The organism is Actinomadura sp. NPDC000600 (assembly GCF_040492135.1).
Taxonomy (GTDB): domain Bacteria; phylum Actinomycetota; class Actinomycetes; order Streptosporangiales; family Streptosporangiaceae; genus Spirillospora.
Window position 1 is genome coordinate 1 of sequence record NZ_JBEUPD010000116.1, and the last position, 1,411, is coordinate 1,411.

Below are 1,411 nucleotides of genomic sequence, written 5' to 3' on the forward strand. Positions count from 1 at the left end.
CCCAGGGCTCCGGCGTTCTCGTGTTATCGATCGTGATGTCCGATTGTGAGGCCGAGGGTGGCGAGACAGCGGCGGGGGTCTCGCTGGTGGTGGCGGTTGGCGGCGGCAATGTTGGTCCAGCCGCAGAGTTTCAAGATGCCGATGGCGAGGTTGCGCAGAGTGGCCATGACCGCGGGTCCATGGCCGGCGCGGATCTGGGAGGCGTCCTCGCGGTAGGTGACATCACGGACGTGGTGCAGCGCTTCGATCTGCCAGTGCCGGCGGATCCAGGCGGCGAGTTCTTCGGGTTGGGCCTGGTGCGCGGCGAGGCTGGTGACGGCGAAGACGGTGACGGTCTTCCATCGTCCGCCGTGGCGGGGGCGGGTCCTGCGGGTGATGCAGATGGCCTGGGCGGCGTGCGGGAAGGTCAGCCCTTGGGCGACCGCGCAGACTTTGATGGAGCGGCGTTCGGTCCGGCCGTGTCCGTGATGGGTCTCGGTGTGCCCGATCTCGATCTTGCGCCAGGGCAGCTGTTTGAGTTGCCGGTGCAGTGACGGCTGGTTCTTCTTCACCGTGAGGATGTAGTGCGCCTTCTTCTCCTCGACCAGGAAGACCGCGTGATCGCGTTGGGTGTGCAGGGCATCTGCCGTCACCACGACGTCGGCCAGGTCCAGGGGGCGCAGCAGTGGCGCGAACGCCGGGATTTCGTTGGTCTTGCCGCCGATCTCGGCCTGGGCGATGACGGCTCCCCGGCCGGTGCGGGCGGCCAGGAGGTGCAGCGCTCGGCCGGTGGCGGTGTGGTGTCGTGTGCCCCGCAGCGCTTTGCCATCGACCACGACTTGTTCTCGTCGAGGCCGCCGCAGGTCCCGGGCGCGGGTGCCGTTGGTGGGCTTGAACCTGGTCAGGTCGTTCAGCCAGGCACCGGTCGCCGCGGTGAGCGCCGCCGGGTCCACGCGCTCCAGCAGGTCACGGATGGTCGCCTCGTCCGGCACCTCATGCACACGGGAGAAGAGGTTGTAGCGGATGCCGAGCACGTCCAGGACCCAAACGGGCGAGTCAGCGACCCACTCGCCGATCGCTGTGAACGACGTCGCTCCGGTCAGAACGGCCGCGACCGCCGTGGCCAGCAGTGATGACAGCGAATGCCGTATCCCGCGAGGATCACGCGGGTCGGGCACCCACGCGAGATGGGCGATGAGCTGCGGAATCCTGTCGGCCAGAGCATCACGGTCGGCTTCGGGCAGGCCGGCCAGGTCGCCAAGGACAGCGGAGATCAGAGATGATGAGGGGGCAGGCACGGTCTTCTCATGTGATCAGAGAGCTTCAACACCTTCATGATCACGAAGGTCGTGCCTGCACGCATCTCCGGCCCAGCCACACGACTGTCAGAACCGGACAATCAGGCCGAGAGTTCCACTACTCCGGAGCCCTG

1 protein-coding gene is annotated in these 1,411 nt (G+C 67.2%); it reads right to left on the bottom strand.

The window, feature by feature from the left end:
* Positions 1-23: 23 nt before the first annotated feature.
* The gene (locus ABWI07_RS44075) at positions 24-1,277 is read right to left on the bottom strand and encodes an ISAs1 family transposase (RefSeq protein WP_353822199.1); all 1,254 of its coding nucleotides are present in this window, start codon (positions 1,275-1,277) and stop codon (positions 24-26) included.
* Between the last annotated feature and the right edge of the window lie 134 nt (positions 1,278-1,411).